The sequence below is a fragment of the Brevibacterium sp. CCUG 69071 genome, from assembly GCF_021023135.1.
Taxonomy (GTDB): domain Bacteria; phylum Actinomycetota; class Actinomycetes; order Actinomycetales; family Brevibacteriaceae; genus Brevibacterium.
Map to the genome: position 1 here is coordinate 628,951 of NZ_PGFV01000001.1, position 25,922 is coordinate 654,872.

Genomic DNA, 25,922 nt, shown 5'->3' on the forward strand with positions numbered 1-25,922 from the left:
CCTGAGGATCCGTCCAGGGTTCACTTCGGTAGGCTGGGACCGTGATTGATCGTGATGACCTCGGGTCTTGGCTGGATGGCCCCAAAATCGAGCGAGAGCCCGGAGACTGGCCGGGCAAGCGTCTCGGACTGCCCGAGTCGGGCCGGCACTCTCTGGCACCGGCGTGGCGGCGGATACTGGCCCTCCTCGTGGACTGGCTGATGTGTCTGGCGATCGCCAACGTCATCGACTCCGGGAACCCGTTCCTGGCTCCGGGCATCTTCGCGCTCGAGCAATTCCTGCTGGTGGCCACGCTGGGCTACTCGGTCGGTCACCGGATCTTCGGCATCGAGGTCCGCCGCCTCGACGGTCATGTGCCCGGACTGCTCAAGTCCCTCATCCGCGCGGTCCTCGTCGTGCTCGTCATTCCCGCGCTGATCTTCGACCGCGACAATCGTGGCCTGCACGATCTCGCGGCCGGCACCGTGATCCTCCGCCGCTGACTCGCCACTGGTCCGTCCCTCCATCGGATCGAGCCCTCCCGTCAGCCGGATCGAACCCTCCCGAAGCCGGGCCGAGCCGTCCAGCGATTGTGCCGAGCCGCCCCAGAGGCCTGAGTGCAACGCGAAGCTCGAAGAAGTCGTCACTGGTGGCGACTTTTTCCGATCCCACGTTGATCGAGCCGTCTGACTCGCGCTGACTCAGCCGCTTCACGCGCATTGACAGACCCGCTCTGCCACGCGAAAACCGGTCACGAAAAGGGCACCGACTCGATGATGAGTCGGTGCCCTTTTCGCTGGCGGTCGGCGGATCAGCGTCCGCGCATGGCCTTGTGGTTCGGGCGGGCCTTGTTCGGATCGACGCCCTTCGGGATCGGGGGACGAGTGCCCTGGCTGCCGAGAGCGGCGAGACGATTGCGCACGGCGAGCACCTCGGCGCGGTTGAGCTTGCGCGGCAGCTTCTGCACGGTGGGAACCACCTGCTTCATCGTCAGCTGACCCTCTTCCTTACCACCCTGGAAGGTGTGGACGGGGACGTTGGGGAGGATGCGCTCGTGGCGCTTCTTCTCCTTGGCCAGCAGCTTCGCACTGCGAGCCTTCGGCCCTTCGCTGAGCAGCACGACGCCGGAGCGCCCCGTGGAGCGGAAGACCAGATCGCGGCTCTTCGGGTCGATGGCGATCGGTTTGTCATCCATGAGGTAGCCGCGGCGAGCGGTGTTGAGGACGGCGCCGAAGGCCCCCGGCTGTCCCTCCATCTGCGCAAATGCAGCGGTCTCGGCGAATCGTCCGAGCATGAACATGCCCAGGAGGAGTCCGAGCATGAATCCGAGGATCGTGGTGAAGATCGCCGTGGTGCCGCCGATGAGCAGACCGACGAGGAGACCGATGAGCGTGAGGCCCAGGATCGCGGCAGCCAGCAGCCACGGGGTGGCCTTGTTGTGCTTGGCCGCCAGTTCGTAGACCTGACGCATCTGCGCCAGCCGACCCGGCTTCTTGTTCGGATCCTTGGGCTTGCGTCGGAACAGTCCCTTGCGCGGTTCTTCGCTCATTCTCTCACTTGCTCTTGAAGGGCTTCGTCACGTCACGGACGGGGTCCGGACGCACTCATTGCTCAGCAGACAAGTCTACCTCTTCGCCGGCGCCGAACATATCCACAACCGCCTGGGCTTCCTGCTTCGCGGGGGTGTGCTTGTCCAGATGGGCGAGATGGTCGGGGATCTTCTCGCCGCGGTGGCGCATCGCGGTGGCCCACAGGCGACCGGCGCGGTAGGACGAACGGACCAGCGGACCGGACATGACTCCGAGGAAGCCCATCTCCTCGGCGGCATCGCGGAGCATCACGAAGTCCGCGGGTTTGACCCACCGGGTCACCGGGTGGTGCCTGGGGGAGGGCCGCAGGTACTGGGTGATCGTGATGAGATCGCAGCCGGCATCGTGGAGGTCCTGCAGGGCGGAGATGATCTCATCGTTCGACTCCCCCATTCCCAGGATGAGGTTCGACTTCGTGATCAGACCCGCCTCCCTGGCCTGGGTGATCACCGACAGCGAGCGTTCGTACCGGAACGCCGGGCGGATCCGCTTGAAGATGCGGGGCACGGTCTCCACATTGTGGGCAAGCACCTCGGGGCGGGAGGAGAAGACCTCCGCGAGCTGGTCCGGCTTGGCGTTGAAGTCCGGGATGAGCAGCTCGACGCCCGTGCCGCGACCGTCGACGTAGGAGAGGTCGTGGATCTGTCGGACCGTCTCGGCGTACAGCCAGGCCCCGCCGTCGGACAGGTCGTCGCGGGCGACACCGGTGATCGTCGAGTAGCGCAGACCCATCTCTCCCACCGAGGCGGCGACGCGGCGCGGTTCGTCCGCGTCGAAGTCAGCTGGCTTCCCGGTGTCGATCTGGCAGAAGTCGCAGCGCCGCGTGCACTGCTCACCGCCGATGAGGAAGGTCGCCTCTCGATCTTCCCAGCACTCGAAGATGTTCGGACATCCCGCCTCCTCGCAGACCGTGTGCAGATCCTGCTTGCGCACGAGCGACTTGAGAGACGAGTATTCGGGGCCGATATGGGCCTTGGCTTTGATCCAAGCCGGCTTGTCCTCGATCGGAGTCTCCGAGTTGCGTGCCTCGACACGAAGCATGCGGCGGCCTTCTGGCGCAATCGTCACGTCTGTTCTCCTAGGCTGTGATGGTCTCGTGCAGGATTTCGTCGAGTCGGGCGGCGACGTCCTCCGGAGTCACCGGGCGTCCGAGTTCGGCGCTGATGGTCGTGGTGTCGGCATCGGGAATGCCGCAGGGAACGATGGCGTCATAGGCGCCGAGGTCATTGCTGCAGTTGAGCGCGAGACCGTGCATGGTCACGCCCTCGTGGATGCGGATCCCGATCGCCCCGATCTTGCGGTCGCGTCGCAGCTCGTCTCCGAGCAGCCAGACACCGGCCCGTCCTTCGACCGTGGTGGCCGCGATTCCGTATTCGGCAAGGAGCGCGATCATCGCGTCCTCGAGCTGAGAGACGAAGAGGCGGACCTCTTTGGGATCATTGAGCTTGTAGATGAAGTAGGCGACGAGCTGGCCCGGGCCATGCCACGTGATCTTGCCCCCGCGGTCGACGTCGACCACCTCGGTGCCGTCAGTGGGACGCTCGTGATCCTCGGTGCGTTTGCCCGCCGTGTAGACCGGGGAGTGTTCGAGCAGCAGGATCGTCGAGGGACGAGACCCGGCGAGCACTTCTTCGTGATATCTCTTCTGCAGGTCCCAGGTTCGCCGGTAGTCCGAGAGGACCGGTGCGAAGCCGAGTACTTCTGTGGCCAGTGGCATACTCCCACACTATGTCTCTTGTTACAGGGGTTCAATTTCTCCCACAATGACCCTCGACACCTTCGGCGCGGAGTGAAGCATTGACATCCAAGAAGGATTCGGCCACCATTGAACAACAGCAAACGCGAATAAATGGCATCAATGGAGATGACGAAGAATGACGTGGGAGTTCCAGGCGACCGTGTCCGATGGCATCCATCGACTGCTCGATCGGCAGGGCGCAGTCACCTGGGGCATCGAGCACGACGGCTTCGACGTCGATCATCCCACCGCCATGGGCACCGCCGAGGTGGGGCTGCCGACCGGAACGACTGAAGTGCTGCTGGTACCCCCGCTGCCCGGCGGATTGGTACTCGACACCGTCCGCTCCTACCAGGGACTGACCGAGGGGGAGCTGTGCACCCTGTTCCTCGGCGTCTTCGATGAACTCCTCACCGTCGCTGCGCCGGAATCGCGCTTGTGTCTTCAAGCCATCGGGCTCGCCGCCGACGGGCGACCGCGCATCATCCCCGGCATCTCCCAGCCGCCCCTGTCCTCGAACCGTCGGGCGGTCGGGGAGATGCTCTACCACGCCAGCCACGGCCGCCCCTGGGCCGAGAGCCTCCTGCCGGTCAATATCGCCCTGGACCGCTGTTCGCCCGCCCTGCGCGCGCTCGTTGCCGAACTGCTCGATGAGAGCGTCCCCGCAGGGCCTCTCACCGATACGATCGCCGAGGTGGGCGAGGCGCTCCGCGGATTGAGCGCGCCGAGTGCGCTGCCGCTGCTGCCTGCCGAGCGCGATCTCGATCCCGGTCAGGCGCTGACGGCGCGCCTGCGTGCGGCGAACGGGCACTCTCCCGCGCGCATCGCGGATCCTGCACCTGATCTGCATGCGGCAGCACAGCGCGGCGGCAGTCCAGATGGACCGGGGGAGGGCTCGGTGATCGGGACGACGAGTCCTGGTCGCCGATCTCGGGTGGGACAGGCTCCCGATTCGGCCGCACGACTCCGCGAGGCAAGTCGGAGCGGTGGGGTGCGGACTCGACGCGGGCGGACGGAGACCAGACGGGCACGACCTGGTCGACGCCACTTCACAAACATGCTCGAATGGGCGCAAGCGCAGGCGACGGGCCTCGCAGGGCGCCTCACCCGCGGCCGACGGCTGCCGGTGATCCTCGCCGTGTGCCTGACGCTCATCGGGGCGGCCGTGCTGGTGCAGTCGCTCGGCGAGGATGAGAGTGCCACCCCTGCGCGATCGAGCACCGATGCCGATCCTGCGTCCGGCCGGGACGCGGATTCCCCGACCACCGCCACCACCGCGAGCAGCGGTGCCGGTGACGCCGCGGTTCCCACCGACGAGGACATCGTCGAGGTGCTCGCGGAACTGTGTGAGCGGCGCGCGGCGGCGTTGAGCGAGGGGGACGGCGACGCGCTGCGCGAACTCACCGTTCCGGGCTCCACGGCAGCGCTGGCCGATGAACTCATCGACGTCGCAGCTTTTGCAGGGACCGACTACGGCATTGAACTCAGCGACGTCCGGGTCGTGGAGAAGACCGTCGATGCCGTGCGTGCGAGTGCGACGATGACCAGCACGGCGGAGGGTGGGGACCAGACGAGCTTCGAACCCACCGCGGTCGAGTTCGAACTCACCCTCAAAGGCTCCGAATGGAAGATCTCGGCGGTCCGAGAGCTCGCCGACGACACGGAGCGGTAAATGGTCCCAAGGGAGTGGCGAGCGGTTCCACGGGAGCGGTGAATGCCCCGAGGGGCCGACCACATCGTGGTCGACCCCTCGGTCTCGCTGCAGGCGCTGCCTCGCATCAGAGCTCGAGGTCTGCCTCGAAGTTGCCCTCTTCCAGGCGAGCCTTGATGGTCTGCAGGAAGCGTCCTGCATCCGCACCGTCGACGAGCTGGTGGTTGTAGGTCAGCGGCAGGTAGACCATGTCGCGGATCGCGATCGATTCCTCACCATCGGCCGTCTTGACCACGATCGGCCGGCGCACGATCGCACCGGTGCCGAGGATGCCCATCTGCGGCTGGTTGATGATCGGGGTATCGAACAGCGCACCCACCGAACCGATGTTGGTCACCGTGAACGTGCCGCCGGAGAGCTCATCCGGCTGGATCTTGTTGTTCCGGGTCCGGTCGGCGACATCGTCGATGGCCTTCGAGAGCCCGGCGATGCTGAGCTCTCCCGCATCCTTGATCACGGGCACCAGCAGTCCGCGCGGCGTGTCGACCGCGACGGCCAGATGCTCATGATCGAAGTAGGTGATCTGCTGCGATTCGAGGTCGTACTGCGCGTTGACCTTCGGGTGCACCTTGAGTGCCTCGACGATCGCCTTCGCGAAGAACGGCAGGTACGTCAGCTTCGACCCGTGCTTGGACTGGAACGCTTCCTTGTTCGCCTTGCGCAGCTTGGCCACGCGGGTCATATCGACCTCGACGACCTGGGTCAGCTGAGCGGAGACCTCGAGCGATTCGCTCATCCGCTTGGCGATGGTCTGCCGGATCCGCGAAGCCTTCTCCGTGGTGCCGCGCAGCTTCGCAGCCTCCTCGGGGATCTCGAGCTTGAACGGCTCCTTCGCACCACCGGCCGCGGAAGCGCCGCCTGCGGCAGGCGCCGCCGGAGCAGATCCGCGGTTGGCGGCAGCGGCCAGGACGTCCTGCTTGCGGATGCGTCCGCCGACACCGGTGCCGGTGACCGAGGCGAGGTCGACGCCCTCATCGCGAGCCAGTCGGCGCACGAGCGGGGTGACGTAGGCGGCGTTCTCACCGACGGTCTCGGCGGCGGCCGGAGACGAAGACTGAGCAGCAGGGGCCTTGGCCTCTGTGGGCTCTTCGGCCTGTGCCGCAGACGCGTCCTGAGCAGATTCGGCGGCCGGGGCCTTCTCCTCTGCTGCGGGAGCCTTCTCCTCGGCGGACTCGGCCTGTGCCGGAGCAGCCTCGGCGGGTGCCTCTTCAGCCGAGGCCTTCTCCTCGGCAGCCGGAGCCTTGGTGGAGGACTCTTCGGCCGGAGCCTGCGAGGCAGAGGAATCCTCGGACGGAGCGCCGGAGCCGATGCGCGCCAGCGGGGCACCCACCTCGACGGTTTCGTCCTCTTCGGCGAGATGAGCCTGGACGACACCGGCGACGGGGGAGGGAACCTCGGTGTCGACCTTGTCGGTGGACACCTCGAGGAGAGGTTCGTCGACCTCGATCTCCTCACCGACTTCTTTGAGCCAGCGGGTGACGGTTCCCTCGGTCACGGACTCGCCCAGTGCGGGCATCGTGATCTCGGTTCCCTCACCGTCTGAATCGGACGAGGCGGGCGCAGACTCGGCGGAGTAGTCCGCGGACTCCTCTGTCTCGGCTGCCGGTGCTTCCTCGGCGGGCGCTTCCTCGGCTGCGGGCTCTTCGGCGGACTCGTCGGCCGAGTCATCGGCCGGAGCCGAATCATCGGAGCCGCTGCCGTCGCCGATGTAGGCGAGATCTCCGCCGACCTCAACGACATCGTCTTCGTCGGCGAGGATCTTCTCCAGGGTGCCGGCGTAAGGGCTGGGGATCTCGGTGTCGACCTTGTCGGTCGAGACCTCGAGCAATGGTTCGTCTACTTCGACTTCGTCTCCGACGGATTTCAGCCAGCGTGTGACTGTTCCTTCGGTCACCGACTCACCGAGAGCCGGCATCTGCACGGAATTCGACATGTCTTTCGTCTCCTCGGATCTTATGAGTGGAAGTGCAGGGGTTTGCCGGCGAGAGCCAGGTGGGCTTCGCCGAGTGCTTCATTCTGCGTCGGGTGCGCGTGAATGAGTTGCGCCACTTCCTCTGGGAATGCTTCCCAGTTGACGATCAGTTGGGCCTCTCCGGCCTGTTCGCTCAGGCGGGCGCCGATGCCGTGGATGCCGACGACCGGTCCGTCCTTCTCGCGGATGACCTTGATCAGGCCGGTGGTGCCCAGGATGACCGACTTGCCGTTACCGCCGAGGTTGTACTCGAGGGCTTCGACGCTGTCCGCTCCGTACTTCTCCTCGGCCTGTGCCGAGGAGAGACCGACCGAGAAGATCTCGGGTTCGCAGTAGGTGACGCGGGGGATGCCCGATTCGACGACGGGTGCCGGGTTGAGTCCGGCGATTTCCTCGGCGATGAAGATGCCCTGACCGAAGGCACGGTGTGCCAGCTGGAGTCCGGGAACGATGTCGCCGCAGGCGTAGATGTTGCCGACGCCGGTGTGGAGGCGCTCGTTGGCGAGCACGAATCCGCGGTCCATCGGGATGCCCTGCTCCTCGAAGCCGAAGCCATCGGTGACGGGTCCGCGGCCGACCGCGACGAGGAGGTACTCGGCCTCGAGGGTCGAGCCGTCTTCGAGGGTCACCTTGACGCCGTCGGCCGTCTCCTCGACGCCCTTGAACATGACGCCGAGCTTGAAGCCGATCTTGCGCTTCTTGAAGGCCCGCTCGAGGTTCTTCGAGATTGTCTCGTCCTCATTGGCCACGAGGTGCTTGAGGCCTTCGACGATGGTGACATCGGCTCCGAAGGAATTCCAGACGCTGGCGAATTCGACGCCGATGACGCCGCCGCCGAGGACGATCGCCGACTTCGGGACCTTGTGCAGCTGCAGAGCTTCGGTGCTGGTGATCACGCGCTCGGTGATGTCGAGACCGATCGTCTTCGAGGTGGAGCCGGTCGACAGCAGGACGTTCGTGCCCTTGACCGTGTGGTTGCCGTCCTCACCGGTGACCTCGACGGTGTCCTTGCCGGCGAGCTTGCCGGTGCCGAAGTAGGTGTCGATGCCGCGGGCCTTGACCAGACCCTGCAGTCCCTTGTAGTTGCGGGAGATGACAGTGTCTTTGTAGTCGAGCACCCTGTCGATGTCGATGCCCTTGAACTCGGCCTGGATGCCGAAGGTCTCCGATTCCTTGGTCGCGTCGGCGATCTCGGCGGCGTGCAGAAGCGCCTTCGTCGGAACGCATCCGCGGTGCAGACATGTGCCGCCAACCTTGTCGCGTTCGATCAAAGCAACCTTCATGTCGAGCTCTGCGGCACGCAGAGCCGCGGCATAGCCGCCGGTCCCGCCACCCAGGACGACAAGGTCGTAGGTCAATGAATCACTCACGGATTACTCCTCGTAGCTGTGAATAAGACTGCGGTACGCAGCTTTCCCTCTTATCTTTCCACTTTTCTCAGCAGGCGCGAAAGCACACGCTGTCTGTTTGACCACAGGTGGTCATGATCACCTTGATTTCGACAGCATGTAGAATCATCCGCTCAGTCTCGCGCCTTCGCGGTCTCGATCAGCGTCCGGACCGCGGCGCCCGTGGCCGCAACCGGGGTGTAGCCGAAGGCGGAGCCGGTGTTGAAGCTCGGGCCGGCGATGTCCACATGGGCCCAGTTCGTGTCCTCGGCGACGAATTCCTGCAGGAATGCCGCCGCGGCGAGCATGCCGCCGGAGCGCGGACCGGAGTTCTTCAGGTCCGCCGAGGTGGAGTCGAAGCCTGCGAGCATCTCCTCGGGGATCGGCATCGCCCACATGTTCTCACCGGCGGCCGTCGCCGAGGCCGTGACCTGTTCCCGGGCCGCCTCGGCGCCCATGACTCCTGAAGTCCGGTCTCCGAGGGCGACGACCTGGGCCCCGGTGAGGGTGGCGACGTCGATGAGCAGGTCCGGCTTCTCCGCATCCGCGTCGGCCAGAGCGTCGGCGAGGACGAGGCGGCCTTCGGCGTCTGTGTTAGTGACCTCGACGGTCTTGCCGCTGCGCATGTGAAGCACATCGCTGGGGCGCTGTGCCGAGGAGCCGGGCATGTTCTCGGCCAGGGGCAGCCAGGCGGTGGCTCTGACGTCGAGTCCCAGGTCGGCGATGCCGAAGACGGCCTGGACCACAGCGGCGGCTCCGGCCATGTCGGACTTCATGTCCTCCATGCTCTTCGCGGGCTTGAGCGAGAGGCCGCCCGAGTCGAAGGTGATGCCCTTGCCGACGAGGCTGATGTGGCGTTTGGCGCCCTTCGGGGCGTATTCGACCTTGACCAGACGCGGGCCCCGGGTCGATCCCTGGCCGACTCCGATGAGTCCTCCGTAGCCGCCGGCGAGGAGTTCCTTCTCGCCGAGCACCGTGACCTTGAGCCTGCGGTCCTTCGCCTGTGCCTTGACGATCTGGGCGAAGGATTCGGGGTAGAGATCGAGCGGGGGAGTGTTGACCAGGTCGCGTGCCCGGTTCGTCGCCTCGGCGATGATCGTGCCGCTGCTGTGAGCGGAGGAGAAGGCCCTGCCCTTGGGGCCGAGGACGGTGACGGTGCCGGGCACCTTGCCCTCGCTGCGGTAGTCGAGGAATCGGTACGCACCGAGGCCGGCGCCCACGGTGACTGCTTCGACTGCTTCGGGGGTGGCGACGGGCAGCGCAAGGGCGATCGACGCTGCTTCGTCCAGGCCGCGCAGGGCATTGCCCGCGGCACGGCGCAGCGACTCATGTGCGGTCTCGGCCGCGGCGCCGGGATCGAAGGAGCCGATTCCGACGAGCAGGATGCTCTCAGCGGAGAAGCCCTTGGGGGCGGGAACTCGAGCGGTGGCACCCGCCTTGCCGCGGAATTCGATCGCACGGGCCGCGTCCTCGATTCCGGTGCGCGCCGCCTTTGCGCTGTCGAGTCCGAGGACGGATCCTTCGGAGACTGCCAACACGAGAACGGAGGCGGTGGCCTTCACGGGTGTTGTCGAGGAATAGCTGCTGGGGGTGGATGCACCGGCCATGTGGTCCCTTTCAATCGTCTTCGAGCGTTGCTTCTCAATCGTCTTCGAGCGTTGCTTCGATCCTAATGCCAAACTACGGCGGATGCGGAAAGGGTGAGGACTTCTGGCATATTCTGGTCTGCGTGTACTCTCTGATCTTCAAACTCCTCTTCGTCCCGATGGATGCCGAGCGCGCGCATCATCTCTCGTTCTCTGCGCTGCGCATCATCGATCGCATCCCGGTCCTCAATCGCCTGCTCCGCTTGGTTCTGGGCGGTCGCACACGCCGCCCGGTCGAGGTGCTCGGACTGCCGTTCCCCAATCGGCTGGGCCTGGCCGCAGGGTTCGACAAGAACGGGGAGGGGGTCCGGGCCCTCTCGGCGATGGGCTTCGGCCATATCGAGGTCGGCACGATCACCGCACACGCTCAGCCGGGCAATGATCGCCCGCGGCTGTTCCGTCTGCGTGAGAGCTTCGCCCTGCTCAACCGGATGGGATTCAACAATCAGGGGGCCAGACAGGCATCATTCAACATCGCCGCTCAGCGTCGGGCCATCGCGGCACTGCCGAAACGGGATCGCCCGATCATCGGGGTCAACATCGGCAAGACCAAGGTCGTCGATGCCGTCGACGCCGTGGAGGACTACGCCGCATCGACGCGCGTCCTGGCCGGCTCGGCGGACTATCTCGTCATCAACGTGAGTTCGCCGAACACCCCTGGGCTGCGGGATCTGCAGTCCGCGACCAGCCTCGAACCGATCATCGATGCCGTCCGCTCCACCGCCGCCGAGGCGGTCGAGACTCCGCGTTCAACGCTCGGTCATGTGCCCCTGCTGGTCAAGATCGCTCCCGATCTCGCCGATGATGACGTCGTCGAGATCTGCCGACTGGCGATCCGGTCAGGCGTCGACGGTCTCATCACGACGAACACCACGATCGATCGTGATGTGCTCGACGGCCGCGACGCCGCTTTCGCCCGCGGCGAAGCGGGAGGCATCTCCGGACGCCCTCTGGCACAGCGCTCACTCGAGGTGCTGCGACTGGTCAAGGCGACGGTCGGCGACGAGCTGTCGGTCATCTCCGTCGGCGGCATCAGCAATGCCAATGACGTTCGGGCACGACTGGCCGCCGGAGCCGACCTCGTCCAGGTCTACTCGGAGCTGATCTACTCGGGGCCGTTCTGGCCGGGCCGAATCATCCGCGACTCGACCCCGACCGCACTGCTCACTCGGGGTACTGGCGCCGTTTGACCTGCGGCTTGGGCATGCGCAGAGGACGAAGCTGAACGCTGCGCATGATCGCGTAGAAGGTCAGTCCGCGCTCCATCTCACCGAACTTCGCACGCAGGCGACCCTTGAGGATGTAGTTGAGGATGAATCCGTCGAGGATGATCAGCACGAGCAGTCCCCACACCGCATAGGTGAAGTACTGCTGGATCTGCACCGGCTGGGTGAAGGCGATGACGAGGATGAGGATCGCCGCCGGGATGAAGATCTCGCCGATCGAGAACCGGGCGTCGATGTAGTCGCGGACGTAACGGCGCTGCGGGCCTTTGTCGCGGCGGGTGAGGTACTTCTCCTCACCGTTCATCATGCCGATCCGGGCGCGGTCGCGGTCTTTGCGCTGGGCCTCCTTGGCCTTCTGGTTCGCGACCTTGCGATCCTTCGAGACCAGCGGTTGTCTGCGCACCGACTCCTGCTGGCTGCGCTTGGGCGTCGGCCGCCCCTTCTTCTGCTCCGCTTCTCGCTGCGGAGCGGCGTCTGCGCGCGCGGCATCATCGTTCACGGGCTGTTTGTCGGAGGATTGCGCATCCTCGTGAGTCTTTCTGCTTCCGAACACCTGATGAATACTACCGTTGGAGAATGAGCGAATCGACTTCAGCGCCTGAGAGCGCGCAATTGCATGCCGAACTCGACACCATCTTCGATGATGTCCTCACCCGTCTCACCGAGCTCGTGGCCATCCCGTCCGTCGCCTGGCCGAGCTTCGATCCGACGAATGTCCGCTCCAGCGCCGAGGCGGTCGCGGCCCTGGCCCGTGAGCTCGGCCTCGAGGTCGACATCCTCACCGCGGCTCAGCCCGATGGCAGCGAGGGCTACCCGGCCGTTGTCGCCTCGGTGCCGGCTCCGGAGGGCGCACCCACGGTCCTTCTCTACGCCCACCACGATGTGCAGCCTCCGGGGCGGTCCGAGGACTGGAACACCGAGCCCTTCGCCGCCACCCGGGTGGGGGACCGACTCTACGGTCGTGGCGCCGCCGATGACAAGGCGGGCATCATGGTCCACCTCACCGCTCTGCGGCTGCTGGCGGACAACCTCGGCGTCGGTGTCACCCTGTTCTTCGAAGGCGAGGAGGAAGCGGGCAGCCCGAGCTTCCGCAATTTCCTCGATACCTACCGCGACCGTCTCGCCGCCGATGTCATCGTCGTCGCCGACTCGGGCAACTGGGCCGCGGGGACACCGGCGCTGACGACGAGCCTGCGGGGCATGTGCGCCGTGGAATTCGAGATCTCCACGCTCGACCATGCCGTGCATTCCGGCATGTACGGAGGAGTGGTGCCCGATGCGATGCTCGCCATGACGCGCGTGCTCGCAAGCCTCCACGACGAGAACGGGTCCGTGGCGGTCGAGGGCCTCAAGGCCGAGACGCACAGCGACATCGACTACGACGAAGCCACGATCCGCACCGACTCGGGCCTGCTCGAGACGAGCTCACTCATCGGCTCGGGGTCGTTGGCCTCGCGACTGTGGACCCAGCCGTCGATCACGGTCATCGGCCTCGACATTCCGGATGTGGCGGTGTCATCGAACACCCTGCAGTCGAGTCTCAGGGCGAAGCTCTCGATCCGGCTCGCTCCGGGGGACACTCCGGAGAATGCCGCAGCCGCAGTGGAGAGGCACCTGCGTGCCAACCTGCCCTTCGGTGCGACGCTGAACATCGGCGACACCGAGGGCGGCAGCCCATGGCAGGCGGATCTCTCCGATCCTGTGGTCAAGACCGCGCGGCAGGCACTCACGGACGCCTGGGAGAAGGAATCGGTGACCATGGGCATCGGCGGCTCGATTCCATTCATCGCGGACCTGCTCGAGGTTTTCCCCTCAGCTTCGATCCTCGTCACCGGCGTCGAAGACCCGGACGCACGGGCCCACAGTGCCAACGAGTCCCTGTATCTGCCCGACTTCAAGTCCGCCATCGTCGCCGAAGCGTTGCTGCTGCACCGGCTCGCCCCCGGATCGTGAGCGCAGACGCGCGAAGATGACACCGCGGGAATACGGATTGCCCTGTCGACGTTGTCTGCGGTGTAGCCTGGGACCAGCACCGAAATAAGGAGTAACCATGACTGTGACGAAAGAAGCCGAGGCGACTCACGAGGTCGAGCTCTCCGACACGGCGGCCGACAAGGTTCGCAGCCTGCTGCAGCAGGAGGGTCGCGATGACCTGCGTCTGCGCGTGGCCGTGCAGCCCGGTGGCTGCTCCGGTCTGATCTACCAGCTGTACTTCGACGAGCGCCACCTCGACGGTGACGCCGTGCGCGACTTCGACGGCGTCGAGGTCATCGTCGACCGGATGAGCGTGCCCTACCTCAACGGTTCGACGATCGACTTCTCGGACACGATCGAGAAGCAGGGGTTCACCATCGACAACCCGAACGCCGGCGGATCCTGCGCCTGCGGCGACTCGTTCCACTGATCGTCTTCGGCTGAACCGAGGACACCACCGAAATGGACCTGGAGGATCTGCGTGCCGTGTCGTACACGGCCACGCAGGACCAGGTCCTTTCGTCGTATCGGGCCGGTCTCTTCCCCATGGGCATCGGTGCCGGCGGGACGGGCCGGATGGGCTGGTGGGCACCGCGACGGCGCGGAGTGCTGCTGCCTGATGCCCTGCGCGTCTCCAAGAGTCTGCGCAAGTCGATGCGCCACTTCGACTTCACCGTCGATGCCGCCTTCGACGAGGTGATCCGCGCCTGCGCGGACCCCGATCGTTCGGGCGCCTGGATCACCGAGGAGATCATCGGCCTCTATACCGGCCTGCACCGCGAGGGCTGGGCCCACTCCGTGGAGGTCTGGGCGGATGGTGAACTCGTCGGCGGCCTCTACGGGGTCGCAATCGGGTCCTTCTTCGCGGGCGAATCGATGTTCCACACCCGCACGGACGCGTCCAAAGCCGCCCTCGCGCACCTCGTATCGGTCCTCGACGGCACCTCGCAGACCGCAGTTTCACAGACTCGCTCAGCGTTGCCGCAGACCATCTCGGCGTCGCCTCGGACCACTCCGGACGGCACCGCTGATGACACGGCTGCTGGCGGGCCCACCTCGGCGGATGGGGCATTCCCGGAGCAGCGCTGGCTCATCGATACGCAGTGGCAGACGCCACATCTGGCCGCCCTCGGCGTGTCGGAGATCGGGGGACTGGAGTACTCCGCACGGCTAGATTCCGCGCTCCGCGGCCAGCGCTGTCAGCTTATTCTCAACAAATGAACATCTGCATGTGAATTTCTACCGCCTGTAGCGGTAGTCTTGGGGATGACAGAGTAAGAACTCGTCTTCCGGCCTGTCCGGAGGCGAAGAAGGTTGTGAAAGGCTGCACGTGGATTCTCCGAATCAGTCAGGACCGCAGCGGTCCTGGGCGAAGCGGCTCGGCATTCTGAGCGCCGTGTTGATACCGGCGTTGCTATCGGGTTGCACGAAAGAGCAGATCGCCACAGGATTCTTCCCCGTCGAATCGAAGGGTGCCACCAACCACACTGAGGCGTACACCGCCCTGTGGAACGGCGGCTGGATCGCCCTGATGATCGTCGGTTTGATCGTGTGGGGCCTCATCCTGTGGGCAATGGTCGCCTACCGCCGACGCAAGAACGATCGCGGTCTGCCCGTGCAGATGCGCTACAGCATGCCGATCGAGATCCTGTTCACCGTGACTCCGGTGGTTCTGGTCCTCGGCTTCTTCTTCCAGAGCGTGCAGGTCATGGAGAAGACCACCGATGACACCACGCCCGGAGAGCAGGTCATCGAGGTCGCAGCCAAGCAGTGGGCTTGGGACTTCAACTACGAGACCGAGAACGTGTACTTCGCCGGCACGCAGGCCCACCTCGACGGGACCGAAGAGCCGGGCGAGACCGCTCCGACCCTCTACCTTCCGGTCGACACCGACCTCGAGATCAGACTTCATTCACGCGACGTCATCCACTCCTTCTGGGTACCCGCCTTCCTCGAGAAGCGCGATATGATCCCCGGCCACGATCAGAGCCTCCATCTCCGTGCGGAGAAGGAAGGCGACTATGTCGGCAAGTGCGCCGAGCTGTGCGGTGAGTACCACTCGGAGATGCTCTTCAACGTGAAGGTCGTTTCGAAGGACGAATTCGCCGAATACACCAAATCACTCGCCGATGATGGCAACACCGGCCAGCTCGGACCCGAGTTCGATCGCAACTGGTACCCGAAAGAAGGTGCTGAACAATGACCGCAACAACGAATCAGGCGGTTCTTGACGCGCCCGTTGTTCCGCGGAGCAAGGGCAAGATCATCGTCGACTGGATCACGTCGACCGACCACAAGACGATCGGGTACATGTACCTCATCGGCTCGTTCTTCTTCTTCTGCGTCGGCGGTGTGATGGCCTTGGTCATCCGTCTCGAGCTCTTCGAGCCCGGGATGCAGATCATCGAGACCAAGGAACAGTACAACCAGCTGTTCACCATGCACGGCACACTCATGCTGCTGATGTTCGCGACGCCGCTGTTCGCCGGATTCGCCAACGTCATCATGCCGTTGCAGATCGGCGCACCGGACGTGGCTTTCCCGCGACTCAACGCCTTCGCCTTCTGGCTCTACCTGTTCGGCAGCATCGTTGCGATCTCCGGCTTCCTCACCCCGCAGGGTGCGGCATCATTCGGTTGGACCGCCTATGCGCCATTGAGCAATACGACGTTCACTCCCGGTGCCGGCGGAAACCTGTGGGTCCTCGGCCTCGGCCTGCAGGGCTTCGGTACGATCCTCGGCTCGGTCAACTTCATCACCACCATCATCACGATGCGTGCACCGGGTATGACGATGTTCCGTATGCCGATCTTCAGCTGGAACGTCCTCATCACCGGCATCCTCGTGCTCATGGCCTTCCAGCCGCTGGCTGCCGCTCTGCTCGTCCTGGGAGCTGACCGCGTCTTGGGATCCCATGTGTTCAGTCCCGGCAACGGGGGGCCAGTTCTCTGGCAGCACCTGTTCTGGTTCTTCGGGCACCCCGAGGTCTATGTGATCGCCTTGCCCTTCTTCGGAATCATCACCGAGATCATCCCTGTCTTCAGCCGCAAGCCGGTGTTCGGCTACAAGGAGCTCGTCTTCGCGACCATCTCCATCGCCGCCCTGTCGGTGACGGTGTGGGCCCACCATATGTACGTCACGGGTGTGGTCGCATTGCCGTTCTTCGCCTTCATGACGATGCTCATCGCGATTCCGACCGGTGTGAAGTTCTTCAACTGGATCGGCACGATGTGGCGAGGATCCATCACCTTCGAAACACCGATGGTGTGGGCGATCGGATTCCTCGTGACCTTCCTCTTCGGCGGACTCACCGGTGTCATCCTGGCCAGCCCGGCGTTGGACCAGTCGGTCTCCGACTCCTATTTCGTCGTGGCTCACTTCCACTACGTGGTCTTCGGCACCGTGGTGTTCGCGATGTTCGGCGGATTCTACTTCTGGTGGCCCAAGTGGACCGGTCGGATGCTCAACGAGAAGCTCGGACAGATCCACTTCTGGATGCTGTTCATCGGCTTCCACGGCACCTTCCTCGTCCAGCACTGGCTCGGAGTCGACGGTATGCCTCGTCGCTATGCCGACTACCTGCCGCAGGATGGCTTCACCTGGATGAACCAGGTGTCGACCGTCGGTGCCCTCATCCTGGGTCTGTCCATGGTGCCGTTCTTCTGGAACGTGTGGATCACGGCGCGCAATGCACCGAAGGTCACCGTCGACGACCCCTGGGGCTACGGCGGATCCCTCGAGTGGGCGACCTCCTGCCCGCCCCCGCGTCACAACTTCACTTCGCTGCCCCGTATCCGTTCGGAGCGTCCGGCATTCGATGTCAACCACCCCGAACTGCTGGAGTACGCAGGTCACAGCCAGCCCGAACCTCAGCTGACCGGAGGTAGCGCCAAGTGAAATCCTCGATCTACGTCTTCAACCTCTGTGGAATCTTCTTCATGGCAGTAGGTGTGGTCTACGGCTTCTTCACCGACTTCACCGAGCTCGTCGGATTCCCCGCTCTTCTCCTCGTCGGCGTGATGGCACTGATGATCGGTGTCTACCTGTGGCTGACCGACCGACGCGTCGGTCGTCAGCCCCAGGACAGCGAGGATGCGGAGATCTCGGATGCGGATGCCGACTACGGCTTCTTCAGCCCGTGGAGCTGGTGGCCCATCGTCTGCGCCGGTGCCGCAGCGGTTTCGTTCTACGGAATCGCCATGGGCTGGTGGATCTTCCCCTTCGGTGCTGTGCTCGGTCTTGTGGCACTCGTCGGAATCTCCTACGAACATGATCGCGGCGATCACGCGCACTGATCTCACGGTGCGCAGCAGCATGGCGCACTGAACGGCTCACAGGCGGCCCGGACTCGATTGCGTCCGGGCCGCTTTGTGCTGTCTGCAGGTGCGCGCGGTCAGTGCCGATTCAGTCGTGCACAGTTCCGCGCCTCAGGGTCTGCCCGGGCGGTCGAGATTCGGCCCCAGAGGCTCCTGCACTCCGTGGGACCGGCAGAGGCGCTGTCCCGAGCTCTGTGACGTCTGTTGCGGCGCTGTGGCGCTCACTGAAGGCGCCCCACCGGTTCTGACCGGCCGTTGTCGCTGGGGCACCAGTCGCGAAGCTTCCAGTGTTGGCCGTGTACGGGCCGCTTCCAGTCACCGTTGAGACTCCAGCGGCACTCGTGACCGGTAGAAGCCCGTCGAAGGGCCCAGCACTCGCTTGAAGGACCATGAGACCTGTTTTGGAGTGCAGTGAGACCCATTGAAGAGCTGGGCACCCGCTCCACGCCTGTGGGAGTGTGAGTGTACGTCCACCGGAGCGCAACGCAGCAGCAGCCTTGAGGCGTGCTCGGGCCCATATGCAACGACGGGCCCGTGACCAAGGGCCGCGGGAGAGCAGGCTGCGGACGGCGAAGACATCGCTGTCATCGGTGACCTCCCGGCCGCTGTGCCTGCGACGGGAGACCCGGATGTGTTGCGACGCGTTTGTACCGCCTGCACAACGGGCTCAGGGGCAGGGCGCTGGCGTTCTGCGGGAGACGGGGAATGTCGCCGCGTCGTGAGGTCCTCTGAGGCGAATTCGTTCGGTCTATGCCGAAAGGAATAGTCGGCGAACGACGCTGTGGGTGCTTGGTTTCGCCGAGGCGGCCGTGCTGGGACACGAACGCAGCACCGAGACCATGTTCGCGACCAAAGAGGGAGAGACCGAGGACGCGCAAGAAATATCGAGATCGCGCACAACACATCGGCGGCGTCCACAACACGCCGGTCAGTGCAGAGCAGCCCGTCGGGGGAATGCAGAGCAGACCGGGGGAGTGCAGGCTGCAGGCGACCGCGACGAACCATGAATGGCCGAGGGGCCCAGCAGCTGACTGCTGGACCCCTCGGCCTGGTGGCTATCCGCCCCTACTCGATCAGTGACCGATCTGCTTGTGATCGTCACCCTCGACCGAGTCATGATCGTGATGCGATGCCTCAAGCTCCTGCTTGGTCACCGGAGCGACGCGATCTTCGAAGAAGAACCTCGACAGACGTGCACGGAACTTCTCGAGACCGGTGATCTTACCTTCGGCATTCGGCTCCGCCGGGATGTAGCTCGGCGATTCGAATGCGGTGAGCTTCCACAGCTTGTGCGGTGGCAGCGCCTCGTGACGCTCGAGGAACTCACCGTGGGGAAGACGGATGATGTTCGCCGTCTCCCGACCGTGCAGAGCGATCTCGCGATCCTTGCGCTGCAGTGCGATGCACATGCGCTTGGTGATGATGTACCCGATCACCGGACCGACGAAGAAGAGTATCCGGAAGATGTAGATCATGTCGTTCAACGACATCTGGAAGAACACGGCGATGATGTCACCGGAAGCCGCAGCCCACATATTGCAGTAGAAGATGATACCTGCCACACCGATGGCGGTGCGCGTGGGGTTGTTGCGGGGACGATCCAGGATGTGGTGTTCGCGCTTGTCCTTGAGCAGCCAGGACTCGAAGAACGGGTAGATGAACATCGCACCGAAGACTCCGCCCATGACGAGGACGGCACTGTTGATGTTCAGCGAGATCGGCCACCCGGCGATGTAGAACTCGAGCCAGCCCGGCACGATGCGCAGGAATCCATCGGCCCAGCCGATGTACCAGTCAGGCTGGGTACCTGCGGACACCGGGGACGGGTCGTAGGGACCGTAGTTCCAGATCGGGTTGATCGTGAACAGTGCCGAGATCAGTGAGATGAGACCGAAGATGAGGAAGAAGAACCCTCCGCCCTTCGCGGCGAATGTCGGCAGGACCGGTTCGCCCACGACGTTCTTCTCGGTGTTGCCTGCACCCGGGTACTGGGTGTGCTTGTGCACGACGACGAAGACGAGGTGGATTCCGATCAGCGCGATGAGCAGTGCCGGGACGATCATGATGTGCAGCGTGTAGAGCCGCGAGACGATGTCGATGCCGGGGAACTCGCCGCCGAAGAGGAAGTACGAGATATAGGTTCCGACCAACGGCAGCGACTTGATGATGCCGTCGATGATGCGCAGGCCGTTGCCGGAGAGCAGATCATCGGGCAGCGAGTAGCCGGTGAAGCCGGCAGCCATGCCCATGATGACGAGCAGCACTCCGACGACCCAGTTGAGCTCACGCGGCCGACGGAAGGCACCGGTGAAGAACACGCGCAGCATGTGGATGCTCAGAGCGGCCACGAACAGGAGCGCACCCCAGTGGTGCATCTGCCTGATGAACAGACCGCCCCTGATCTCGAACGAGATCGCGAGCGTGGAGTTGTATGCCTCGGAGATCTCCACACCGCGCAGAGGAGCCCATGGACCCTCGTAATGGAGCTCGCCCATTGCGGGGTGGAAGAAGAACGTCAGGAACGTACCGGAGAGGATGACGATGACGAAGCTGTAGAGAGCGACCTCACCGAGCATGAAGGACCAGTGGGACGGGAAGATCTTGCGGCCGAATTCCCGAACCAGCACGGATGCCCCGACGCGGGTCTCGGTGAAGTGCGCTGCCTTCCCGATGGCTGTTGTGGGCTGTGTTGTACTCATGGGTGGTTGATCTCCCAGAAGGTAGGTCCGACGGGCTCAGGGAAGTCCGACTGCGCCACCAGGTAGCCCTCGCTGTCCACGCTGATGGGCAGCTGCGGGAGGGGGCGCTTGGCCGGGCCGAAGATGACCTTGCAGTGTTCGGTCACGTCGAAGGTCGACTGGTGGCACGGGCACAGCAGGTGATGCGTCTGGTGCTCGTAGAGTGCCACGGGGCAGCCCACATGCGTGCAGATCTTCGAGTACGCGACGATGCCGTCGTGCGACCAGCTGGCGCGGTCCGGGTCTTCCTTGAGCTCATTGGGGTTGATCCGCATGAGCAGGACAGCGGCCTTGGCCTTCTCGTTGAGCGGATGTTCGCTCTTCTCTTCGTCGCCGATGCCCGAGGGCAGGACGTGGTAGGCCGAGCCGATCGTGACCTCTTCGGCCTTGATCGGTCGCTCGGAATCGGGAGACGGGATGCCGCCGGGATCCCGCACCAGACGGGTGCCCTTCTCCCACAGAGTGTGGAACGGCTTGTCGCCCGGCAGGGGGCCGAGGTCGCGGAAGACGAGGATCGCGGGAAGAGGTGCGATCGCCAGGGCCGCAATGAGCGTGTTGCGCAGGAGCGGACGACGGGCGATTCCCGACTCTTCTTTGGCCTGGTGGAGGATCTCGAGCGCGATGGCCTGGTCCTCTTCGCTGCCGGCGATGTCGTGGCGTTCGTCGATGCCCTCATGATCGCTCATCAGGTTCTTGGCCCACAGGATCGCGCCCACGCCGATGGAGAACATCGCGACGGTGGCACCGAGACCCACGGACATGTTGTGGATGCGGATGCTCTGCATCGTCTCGCCGGGGGTGAACAGGAAGTAGGAGACGATGAACCAGATGGTTCCGACCATCGACAGGACGAACCACAGGGCAACCTGGCGCTCGGCCACCTTGGCGGCACGCGGATCGGCGTCAGCCAGACGCGGCTTGTGTTCCGGCAGCCCAGGGTTGGTGAACCCGTTCAACTCCTCGAGCTGGCTGCCGCCGCCGGAGTGCTCTTTCGAGGTCATTGAATTCCCCGTCTATTCTCGTGATGGATGGTGAACGACACGGCCGGACTCACTTCGACCTGGATGACAGCCACACTGTCATTCCGATGACTGCCGCGAGTCCGAAGAACCAGATGAAGAGACCCTCAGCCACTGGTCCCAGGGATCCGAGCTTGAATCCGCCGGGGGAGGGGTTCTCCGAGACCTCGCGGACGTAGGCGATGACATCGCGCTTGTCGTCCGGGGTCAGGTTCGCATCGTTGAAGATCGGCATGTTCTGCGGTCCCGTCTGCATCGCTTCGTAGAGGTGCTTCTCCGAGACCTCAGACAGGTTAGGTGCATACTTGCCACGGGTCAGAGCGCCACCGGCGCCGACCACGTTGTGGCACATGGCGCAGTTCGTGCGGAAGAGACCGCCACCTGCGGCAGGGTCGCCCTTCGAAGCGTCGAGGTATTCCTCTTCGGGGATCGAGGGTCCGGGTCCGAGCGAAGCGACGTAGGCGGCCAGCTGTGCGGTCTGCTCATCGTCGAACTGCGGTTCCTTGACCCGGGCCTGCGGACCGTTCGCCTGCAGCGGCATGCGGCCGGTGCCGACCTGGAAGTCCACAGCTGCGGCTCCGACGCCGATGAGTCCGGGGCCGGCCTTCGAGCCTTCGGCATTGAGGCCGTGGCAGGTGGCGCAGTTGGCCGCGAACAGCTTCTTGCCCTCTTCGATGTCAGACGAGCTGGCTGTGTCGGCCTTGGCGCTCGAAGTCTGGGTGAAGAGTGCGTAGGCTCCGCCGGTCAGCAGCAGGCCCACCAGCAGCAGCACTACCAGTGCCATGGGGTGCCTGCGGCGATCTGCTAGAAGCTTCACTTGATCGTCCTTTGCTTGAAGTTTTGTGAGTCCTGGTGGCCGTGCATCTCGGCCGTCTACTGCAGCAGGTAGATGACGCCGAAGAGACCGATCCAGACGACGTCGACGAAGTGCCAGTAGTAGGACACGCAGATCGCGAATGTGGCCTCATGATGGCCGAACTTCTTCGCTCCATAGGCTCGACCGATCACGAGCAGGAAGCAGATGAGTCCGATGGTCACGTGGATGCCGTGGAAGCCGGTGGTCAGGTAGAAGACGGAACCATAGCCGTCGGAGTTGATGGCGACACCCTCGCTGACGAGGGTCGCGTACTCCATCACCTGACCGGACACGAAGACCGCGCCGAGGAGGAAGGTCAGGTAGAACCACTCGACCATTCCCCACTTGGTGACGTTCAGGAGCGAGCCGGTGCGCCGCGGACGGAACCGTTCAGCGGCGAAGACACCCAGCTGGCAGGTGAATGAGGACGACACCAGGATGATCGTGTTTCCGAGCGCATAGGGAATGTCCAAGATCTCTGTCTTGGTCTCCCACAGACCCGGAACGACCGATCTGATGGTGAAGTACATGGCGAAGAGCGCGGCAAAGAACATCAGGTCGCTCGCGAGGAACACGATGAAGCCCACCGTGGTCACATTCGGACGATTGACAACCGGATGCGCTGGCGCTGTTTGAGATGCAGTGGCAGTTGACACAACCCCATTATTACTCGTCTCGGGGTGAGTTTTCATCTTTTACCCAGGTTTGGCGGCAGAAATTTCTACACGATGTAGCGAAAACCCCGATTTGGTGCCGAAATCTCGAATCGGAACCGTCGCGCCCCCGCGTGTCGAGGACAGGATAGGATGCCGCAGGTAAGGCCCACCTCGCCGTAAGAGGTGGTGGCACACCCTATCGAGAGTTCATTCTGATGACCCATTCTTCGCGCCCGACAGCCCCGGATTCTTCGACAGCACAGCCCGTCAGAAACGCCGCTGCCGAGAGTCTCAGCTGGCCCGATCTGCTGATGTCGCTGATGCATCAGAAGGACCTCGAAGAGAGCCAGGCGGCCTGGGCGATGGACCAGATCATGTCGGGTCAGACACCGGATGTGACAATGGCCGCATTTCTCGCCGCCCATCACACGAAGGGGGAGACGGTCGCCGAGATCGCCGGCCTCGTCTCGGCGATGATGGACCATGCGGTGCCGCTTCCCGGGCTCGAAGACTCGGTCGACATCGTGGGCACCGGCGGCGACCGTGCGAAGACGGCGAATATCTCGTCGACGGCGGCGATGATCATCTCCGCGACGGGACAGCGCGTCGTCAAACACGGCAACCGCGCGACCTCCTCGGCCTCGGGTTCGGCCGACGTGCTCGAGGCCCTCGGCGTCCGCTTCGACATCACGCCGGAGCAGACCGGACTCATCGCCCAGGAGGTGGGACTGGCCTTCTGCTTCGCCAACGTCTTCCACCCGTCGATGCAGTTCGTTTCGGCCGTGCGCCGTCAGATCAGCGTGCCGACTGCCTTCAACATCCTCGGACCGCTGACGAACCCGGCCCGGGCCAGGCACACCGCGATCGGCGTCGCCGATGCGCAGATGGCCCCGCTGGTAGTCGGCACACTGGCCAAACGCGGACACCAGGCAGTCGTCTTCCGGTCCCGTGACGGACTCGACGAGCTGAGCAACACCGATGTCAACGATGTCTGGGAGGTTCGGCACGGAGAGGTCGAGCACACCACCTTCGACGCCCTCGATCTCGGCTTCGAACGCGTGACGAAGAACGACCTGCGCGGCGGCGGACCGCAGGACAACGCCGCGATCACCCGTGCGGTCCTCGACGGCGAGCATTCAGCGGTCCGCGACATCGTCCTCATCAACGCCGCCGCGGCGCTGGTCGCCGCCGATGAGTCGGCGGTCGGAAGCTTCACCGAGCGGATGTCGGCGAAGATCAGCGTCGCCACCGAGACGGCCGACTCCGGCGCCGGGGCACGGAAGCTCGATCAGCTCGTCGAGGTCTCACACCGGGTCGCCGAGACGAATCGCACCTGAGACCTGCGCATGGTGGTTCGCGCCGTCCACCGGCAAGGACCAGGTGAAGTCCGCGGGGAAAGCCTCGGCTGACCGACTCGGCCATGCCATGCTCGCATCCTGCAGCCAGCTCGCGAGCAGCCGGGTCTCCTCGGCCAATGAGTCGGTTTCGGCCGGCAGACTGCGGTGTGGCCGCGGCACCCATTCGGCGGTCGCGCACAGCGAATCGAAGGCCGCGTCGAGGTTTGCGCCTCCCGGGACGTGCGAGGCCGCGGCGAGTTTGCCGTGCCGGATCACCGCGAGATCCTCTCCGCCCTCCGTCGCCGGCGCCGAGGCGAGGATCTCGGGCACCGCACGCAGCGCCGACACCGTCTCCGCGCGGGCCGCGGTGGACAGGGCCGAGCGCAGCGAATCGCGCACCTCGGCGGCGGTCTCGTAGCGCGCCTCCGCGGCCAGCTTCGCCATCCTCTGACCGCTCAGCCGGCGCAGGGAGGAGAAGTCACCGGCCAAGGCGTCGAAGAGCTCGGCGATCTCGGACCGGTACCGGGCGGGGTCCGTGATCCCGGCGCACGGTCCGCCGCACTGACCGACCTGGGAGCTGACGCAGGGACGATGATCGGCCACATTGGCCGCGGTGACCTTCGCCGTGCAGCGTTTCACCGGGTACAGGGTGTCGAGGGTCTCCTTGACCGCCTGAGCGGACTTCCGTGATCGGAACGGGCCGAGGGCGGGTGCGGGGGAGCGCTCGATCGCCGAGGCGGAGCGGACCACCGACAGTCGCGGATACTCCTCGTCGCTGAGCACGATCCAGGAGTTGCGGTCTGGGTTCTTCGAGCGCCGATTGTACGGTGGGGCCAGTTCGCCGATGAGGCGGAGCTCGCGCACTTCCGCCTCGAGGGAATGGGCGCACGGCAGGCAGGAGACCTCCTGGGCCGCGGTGATCATCTCCGCCATCCGACCGCGGTTCTCCGAGGCATTGAAGTAGCCCCTGACCCGCCGGGCCATGTTGCCGGACTTCCCGATGTAGAGCACGCGACGGGTGCCGTCGAGGAACATATAGACGCCCGGTTCGGCCGGCACGCCCTTGGCCAGGTGCGATTTCGCCTGACGTTTGGCCCAGCCGGCCTGCCGCACCGTCGAGAGCTCCTCAAGAGTGGTGATCCCGTACCCGCCGAACCGCTCGAACAGGTGATGGAGCAGCTCGCCGGTGGCGCGTGCATCCGAGAGCGCCCGGTGGTCCGGCGTCACACTGGTGCCGAAATGGGCCGTCAGTGTGCCCAGCTTGTGATTGCGGACCTCATCGCGTCCGACCACCCGCCTGGCCAGGGTGACGGTGTCGAGAACGGTCGGAGATGGCCAGTGGTAGTCGAGCTTCTCGCAGGCCGAGCGCAGGAACCCGATGTCGAAGGGCGCGTTGTGGGCGACGAGGACCGCGCCGATGGAGAATTCGAGGAAGCTCGGCAGCACCGAGCGGATCGAGGGAGCATCATCGACCATCGCGTGGGTGATCCCAGTGAGGCGGGACACGAACGGTGAGATCACCGACTCCTCGGGTTTGACCAGCGACTGGAATTCGCCGATCACCTCACCGCCGCGCGTCTTCACCGCGCCGATCTCCGTGATCTCCGACTTCCCCGCTGTGGTGCCGGTGGTCTCGAGGTCGACGATGACGAAGGTGACCTCATGAAGTGGTGTGCCGAGGCTGTCGAACGACAGCTGGGTGCTCTCGAATGGGCCCGGGGCTCGGTCGAATGGCAAGGACATGGAGGTCAGTCTCTCACCTGCCTCTGACACGGCT

The 25,922-nt window shown here is 64.7% G+C and carries 22 protein-coding genes; 10 read left to right on the forward strand and 12 right to left on the reverse strand.

Translation table 11 applies throughout. The annotated features are described in order from the left end of the window. The first annotated feature begins 41 nt into the window (after positions 1-41). Positions 42-482, forward strand: a complete 441-nt coding sequence (locus tag CV023_RS02915; RefSeq protein ID WP_230743955.1) for an RDD family protein — start codon at positions 42-44, stop codon at positions 480-482. Positions 483-790: 308 nt separating this feature from the next. Here CV023_RS02915 and CV023_RS02920 read toward each other — a convergent pair whose 3' ends face one another. The 3 genes from CV023_RS02920 to lipB are packed head-to-tail and all read right to left on the reverse strand — an operon-like array spanning position 791 to position 3,285. After that, positions 791-1,528: a DUF4191 family protein gene (locus tag CV023_RS02920; RefSeq protein ID WP_230743956.1), complete on the reverse strand. Its 738-nt coding sequence runs from the start codon at positions 1,526-1,528 to the stop codon at positions 791-793. A gap of 55 nt (positions 1,529-1,583) precedes the next feature. Then, the gene (gene lipA, locus CV023_RS02925; RefSeq protein WP_230743957.1) at positions 1,584-2,636 is read right to left on the reverse strand and encodes a lipoyl synthase; all 1,053 of its coding nucleotides are present in this window, start codon (positions 2,634-2,636) and stop codon (positions 1,584-1,586) included. Between the two features lie 10 nt (positions 2,637-2,646). Next, the gene (gene lipB / locus CV023_RS02930; RefSeq protein WP_230743958.1) at positions 2,647-3,285 is read right to left on the reverse strand and encodes a lipoyl(octanoyl) transferase LipB; all 639 of its coding nucleotides are present in this window, start codon (positions 3,283-3,285) and stop codon (positions 2,647-2,649) included. Between the two features lie 157 nt (positions 3,286-3,442). Between lipB and CV023_RS02935 the strand changes: the two genes are divergently transcribed. Then, entirely contained in the window at positions 3,443-4,978 is a 1,536-nt protein-coding gene (locus tag CV023_RS02935; protein ID WP_230743959.1) for a hypothetical protein, read from the forward strand. A 106-nt stretch (positions 4,979-5,084) separates the two neighbouring features. Here the strand turns inward: CV023_RS02935 and sucB are convergent, their stop codons facing one another. From sucB to CV023_RS02950, 3 genes are all read right to left on the reverse strand, one after another. Then, positions 5,085-6,950, reverse strand: a complete 1,866-nt coding sequence (sucB, locus tag CV023_RS02940) for a 2-oxoglutarate dehydrogenase, E2 component, dihydrolipoamide succinyltransferase (protein ID WP_230743960.1) — start codon at positions 6,948-6,950, stop codon at positions 5,085-5,087. Positions 6,951-6,970: 20 nt separating this feature from the next. Beyond that, complete coding sequence (lpdA, locus tag CV023_RS02945; RefSeq protein WP_230743961.1) at positions 6,971-8,359, reverse strand: dihydrolipoyl dehydrogenase; 1,389 nt, start codon at positions 8,357-8,359, stop codon at positions 6,971-6,973. A 152-nt stretch (positions 8,360-8,511) separates the two neighbouring features. Further along, a complete protein-coding gene (locus CV023_RS02950) occupies positions 8,512-9,984 on the reverse strand; it encodes a leucyl aminopeptidase (RefSeq protein ID WP_230743962.1) in 1,473 nt (490 codons plus the stop codon). A gap of 122 nt (positions 9,985-10,106) precedes the next feature. On the opposite strand from CV023_RS02950, the gene CV023_RS02955 reads away from it, so the two are divergent. Next, positions 10,107-11,213, forward strand: a complete 1,107-nt coding sequence (locus CV023_RS02955) for a quinone-dependent dihydroorotate dehydrogenase (protein ID WP_230743963.1) — start codon at positions 10,107-10,109, stop codon at positions 11,211-11,213. Here the strand turns inward: CV023_RS02955 and CV023_RS02960 are convergent. Further along, entirely contained in the window at positions 11,188-11,748 is a 561-nt protein-coding gene (locus tag CV023_RS02960; RefSeq protein ID WP_230743964.1) for a DUF3043 domain-containing protein, read from the reverse strand. The two genes, CV023_RS02955 and CV023_RS02960, sit on opposite strands and share 26 nt — an antisense overlap. A gap of 77 nt (positions 11,749-11,825) precedes the next feature. Between CV023_RS02960 and CV023_RS02965 the strand changes: the two genes are divergently transcribed. From CV023_RS02965 to CV023_RS02990, 6 genes are all read left to right on the forward strand, one after another. Continuing rightward, positions 11,826-13,202 carry a dipeptidase gene (locus CV023_RS02965; RefSeq protein WP_230743965.1) on the forward strand — a complete coding sequence of 459 codons (1,377 nt, stop codon included), beginning with the start codon at positions 11,826-11,828 and terminating at the stop codon, positions 13,200-13,202. 97 nt (positions 13,203-13,299) lie between these two features. Next, the gene (locus CV023_RS02970) at positions 13,300-13,653 is read left to right on the forward strand and encodes a HesB/IscA family protein (protein WP_230743966.1); all 354 of its coding nucleotides are present in this window, start codon (positions 13,300-13,302) and stop codon (positions 13,651-13,653) included. A 32-nt stretch (positions 13,654-13,685) separates the two neighbouring features. Next, the gene (aat, locus tag CV023_RS02975; RefSeq protein WP_230743967.1) at positions 13,686-14,444 is read left to right on the forward strand and encodes a leucyl/phenylalanyl-tRNA--protein transferase; all 759 of its coding nucleotides are present in this window, start codon (positions 13,686-13,688) and stop codon (positions 14,442-14,444) included. Positions 14,445-14,553: 109 nt separating this feature from the next. Next, positions 14,554-15,426, forward strand: coding sequence for an aa3-type cytochrome oxidase subunit II (gene ctaC, locus CV023_RS02980; protein ID WP_230743968.1), 873 nt, complete (start codon positions 14,554-14,556; stop codon positions 15,424-15,426). Then, complete coding sequence (gene ctaD / locus CV023_RS02985; RefSeq protein WP_230743969.1) at positions 15,423-17,120, forward strand: aa3-type cytochrome oxidase subunit I; 1,698 nt, start codon at positions 15,423-15,425, stop codon at positions 17,118-17,120. The genes ctaC and ctaD overlap by 4 nt, the downstream gene beginning before the upstream one ends. Then, positions 17,117-17,518: a cytochrome c oxidase subunit 4 gene (locus CV023_RS02990; RefSeq protein WP_230743970.1), complete on the forward strand. Its 402-nt coding sequence runs from the start codon at positions 17,117-17,119 to the stop codon at positions 17,516-17,518. The genes ctaD and CV023_RS02990 overlap by 4 nt, the downstream gene beginning before the upstream one ends. 1,094 nt (positions 17,519-18,612) lie before the next feature. Here CV023_RS02990 and qcrB read toward each other — a convergent pair. Genes qcrB through ctaE form a run of 4 tightly spaced genes read right to left on the reverse strand, consistent with a single transcriptional unit; the run spans position 18,613 to position 22,844 of the window. Beyond that, positions 18,613-20,238 carry a cytochrome bc1 complex cytochrome b subunit gene (gene qcrB / locus CV023_RS02995; RefSeq protein WP_230743971.1) on the reverse strand — a complete coding sequence of 542 codons (1,626 nt, stop codon included), beginning with the start codon at positions 20,236-20,238 and terminating at the stop codon, positions 18,613-18,615. Next, positions 20,235-21,278 carry a cytochrome bc1 complex Rieske iron-sulfur subunit gene (gene qcrA / locus CV023_RS03000; RefSeq protein ID WP_230743972.1) on the reverse strand — a complete coding sequence of 348 codons (1,044 nt, stop codon included), beginning with the start codon at positions 21,276-21,278 and terminating at the stop codon, positions 20,235-20,237. Before qcrA ends, qcrB begins: the two co-directional genes overlap by 4 nt. 49 nt (positions 21,279-21,327) lie before the next feature. Continuing rightward, complete coding sequence (gene qcrC, locus CV023_RS03005) at positions 21,328-22,113, reverse strand: cytochrome bc1 complex diheme cytochrome c subunit (RefSeq protein ID WP_230743973.1); 786 nt, start codon at positions 22,111-22,113, stop codon at positions 21,328-21,330. Positions 22,114-22,169: 56 nt separating this feature from the next. Beyond that, on the reverse strand, positions 22,170-22,844 hold the full coding sequence (gene ctaE, locus CV023_RS03010) for an aa3-type cytochrome oxidase subunit III (RefSeq protein ID WP_269067034.1): 675 nt from the start codon (positions 22,842-22,844) through the stop codon (positions 22,170-22,172). Between the two features lie 179 nt (positions 22,845-23,023). Between ctaE and trpD the strand changes: the two genes are divergently transcribed. Beyond that, positions 23,024-24,145 (forward strand): anthranilate phosphoribosyltransferase, encoded by a 1,122-nt coding sequence (gene trpD / locus CV023_RS03015; RefSeq protein ID WP_230743974.1) that lies wholly within the window; start codon positions 23,024-23,026, stop codon positions 24,143-24,145. Here the strand turns inward: trpD and CV023_RS03020 are convergent. After that, a complete protein-coding gene (locus CV023_RS03020) occupies positions 24,113-25,888 on the reverse strand; it encodes a DEDD exonuclease domain-containing protein (protein ID WP_230743975.1) in 1,776 nt (591 codons plus the stop codon). The genes trpD and CV023_RS03020 overlap by 33 nt on opposite strands. Between the last annotated feature and the right edge of the window lie 34 nt (positions 25,889-25,922).

What these genes read in the sequence shown, in the direction of transcription:
- qcrB (WP_230743971.1), bottom strand. Translation starts at nt 20,238, where the DNA reads ATGAGTACAACACAGCCCACAACAGCCATCGGGAAGGCAGCGCACTTC.
- CV023_RS02965 (WP_230743965.1), top strand. Translation starts at nt 11,826, where the DNA reads ATGAGCGAATCGACTTCAGCGCCTGAGAGCGCGCAATTGCATGCCGAA.
- qcrA (WP_230743972.1), bottom strand. Translation starts at nt 21,278, where the DNA reads ATGACCTCGAAAGAGCACTCCGGCGGCGGCAGCCAGCTCGAGGAGTTG.
- CV023_RS02970 (WP_230743966.1), top strand. Translation starts at nt 13,300, where the DNA reads ATGACTGTGACGAAAGAAGCCGAGGCGACTCACGAGGTCGAGCTCTCC.
- ctaD (WP_230743969.1), top strand. Translation starts at nt 15,423, where the DNA reads ATGACCGCAACAACGAATCAGGCGGTTCTTGACGCGCCCGTTGTTCCG.
- trpD (WP_230743974.1), top strand. Translation starts at nt 23,024, where the DNA reads ATGACCCATTCTTCGCGCCCGACAGCCCCGGATTCTTCGACAGCACAG.
- sucB (WP_230743960.1), bottom strand. Translation starts at nt 6,950, where the DNA reads ATGTCGAATTCCGTGCAGATGCCGGCTCTCGGTGAGTCGGTGACCGAA.
- CV023_RS02920 (WP_230743956.1), bottom strand. Translation starts at nt 1,528, where the DNA reads ATGAGCGAAGAACCGCGCAAGGGACTGTTCCGACGCAAGCCCAAGGAT.
- aat (WP_230743967.1), top strand. Translation starts at nt 13,686, where the DNA reads ATGGACCTGGAGGATCTGCGTGCCGTGTCGTACACGGCCACGCAGGAC.
- CV023_RS02935 (WP_230743959.1), top strand. Translation starts at nt 3,443, where the DNA reads ATGACGTGGGAGTTCCAGGCGACCGTGTCCGATGGCATCCATCGACTG.
- ctaE (WP_269067034.1), bottom strand. Translation starts at nt 22,844, where the DNA reads ATGAAAACTCACCCCGAGACGAGTAATAATGGGGTTGTGTCAACTGCC.
- CV023_RS03020 (WP_230743975.1), bottom strand. Translation starts at nt 25,888, where the DNA reads ATGTCCTTGCCATTCGACCGAGCCCCGGGCCCATTCGAGAGCACCCAG.
- lipB (WP_230743958.1), bottom strand. Translation starts at nt 3,285, where the DNA reads ATGCCACTGGCCACAGAAGTACTCGGCTTCGCACCGGTCCTCTCGGAC.
- CV023_RS02950 (WP_230743962.1), bottom strand. Translation starts at nt 9,984, where the DNA reads ATGGCCGGTGCATCCACCCCCAGCAGCTATTCCTCGACAACACCCGTG.